Below are 1,920 nucleotides of genomic sequence, written 5' to 3' on the forward strand. Positions count from 1 at the left end.
GATCCGCTCGACCCGTTCTGATCCTCATCCGCCACGATCAACAAGGGGCCTCGCGGCCCCTTGTTCGTTGAGCGAATCGCTCAACCTTCCGTCGTCATTTACCCGCGCTTTTACGTCGCCGTCAACACGCCACGCCAGGCGGCAACGCCTTCCGCGAAATGGGTTCCTTCTTCACCGGAACTTCGAGCAAATCTTTCATCCCCCGATTCTACCGGCATTCCTTAGCGCGACAGAACCCGCTACATGTACCTCGTTTCCTTCACATCCATAAGTGCGGGTTCGCGGGACGCTTACGAAGCACTGAGAAGAAAAGACAGTCATCCTACCATTCCCCACTCACCTCCGAAGCTGAAGTGCACCAACGTCACATCATTTCGTATACATTACGATAAAATTACAATAATATTTCGTAAATGATACGTAGAGACAGTCATCAGCCATTCTTGCAGGAGCGGCCGTCAATTGTCGTGTTTGCGTGGCGTTGTTGCATAGATCGGGCGCGGCCCGGTGACGTTTACGCGCAACGGTCGGGGCGACGCCCCGTGTTAAGTGTTCACGAGAAATTGGTTTGAAATTTTGTACCGTACCCGGCCAGTAGTTCGGCCAGTTCAGCGTCGATGGTTTCCGTGGTCCAGGTGACGAAGCGTCGCCATCGGTATTTGAGTTGTCGCCATACGATCTCGATCTTGTTGAGTTCGGGACTGTAGGCGGGCAGATAGAACAGGACAGCTTTGTGATCGATCAACCACCGGTCCCGCGTCGCCTCGTCGATGCCGTGATGGATGCTCGCGTTATCGAGCACGAGCACGGTCGGACGGCCATCGTCCACTGCGAGCAGATCGTTGATGAAGCGCACAACGTTCGGGCCTTTGATGCTGCGGGCATGCGTGGCGTGGATCAGCGTGTTCGTGCCGTAATCCCGGGCGCCAAGCACGCTACGTCGGCAGTGCGTGTTCGGTTCGATCTCGTGAGGCAAGCCTCGTGGTGACCAGCTACGCTGAACCGGCGGCGATCCGCAAAAGCCGGCCTCGTCGAGATATAGCAGGCGAATGGCGTTCTCGTGTGCGGCCTGCTGCAGCTTGTCGAGCATGGCCTGTTTCACGGCGAATGCCTGCGGGTCGCGTTTTTTTGAGCGACAGGCGGTTGCGCTTGAACGTAAAGCCCTCCCGCTTGAGTGCCACGCTCAGCGTATCGAGATGCCCGAACGGCAGCGGCGAACCGAATTCAGCCTCGAGGCGTTGGACGATTTGCTCGCGGGTCAGCGGCTCGACCGAGGCCATGCGCACAGCCGCGGCGATCATCTCGTCGCTCAACGCGCGCGGGCGGCCACCTTTATGGCCGATCTTGACCAGCAAGCCGATCACACCCTGATCGCGCCACGTGTGGGCCCAGTTGTAGACCGACTGTCCGCTCACACCGAGTTTCGCGCCGACGGCCATCGGAGGCAGTTTGCCGCCCGCCAGCATCAGCAGAGCGGCCGCCCGCGTGCGCATGTCCTGGTACGGGTGATTGATCGACAACTGCTGCAAGGTCTGCTCCTCGATTTCAGTCAGTACAACGACGCACTTCATGTAAGGCTCCGGCGTATACGGTTCGCCAAAGCTAACAAACTTCAATCTCGTTTACCAGTAACACTTAGTAAATATCGCATAATTTGGATATGTGAAATTGGCACCGAAAGATTTAAAGACGAAATTAAGTGTTTCTTGTAAACCGTCTTGAGATTTGTTAACTTCGGCAGAGCCTGACTGCCGGAGATCTGGATGAAGTGCGTCGTTGTACTGACCGAAGTCGAGGAGTTGACCTTGCAACAGTTGTCGATCAACCACTGGCACCAAGACATCCGCACGCGGGGGGCGGGCGTGCTGATGCTTGGACAGCGACTCAAGGTTCCGGTGATTGCCAAGCGTCTGGGCGTCA

At 56.8% G+C, this 1,920-nt stretch carries 2 protein-coding genes; both read right to left on the bottom strand.

Annotated elements, in window-relative coordinates:
- Positions 1 to 553: 553 nt before the first annotated feature.
- The gene (locus tag CFB82_RS43820; RefSeq protein WP_089487947.1) at positions 554 to 1,090 is read right to left on the bottom strand and encodes an IS630 family transposase; all 537 of its coding nucleotides are present in this window, start codon (positions 1,088 to 1,090) and stop codon (positions 554 to 556) included.
- A complete protein-coding gene (locus tag CFB82_RS43825) occupies positions 993 to 1,571 on the bottom strand; it encodes a helix-turn-helix domain-containing protein (protein WP_218829107.1) in 579 nt (192 codons plus the stop codon). Before CFB82_RS43825 ends, CFB82_RS43820 begins: the two co-directional genes overlap by 98 nt.
- Positions 1,572 to 1,920 lie beyond the last annotated feature (349 nt).

It is taken from the genome of Burkholderia sp. HI2714 (genome assembly GCF_002223085.1).
In the GTDB taxonomy this organism is placed as follows: Bacteria; Pseudomonadota; Gammaproteobacteria; order Burkholderiales; family Burkholderiaceae; genus Burkholderia; species Burkholderia lata_D.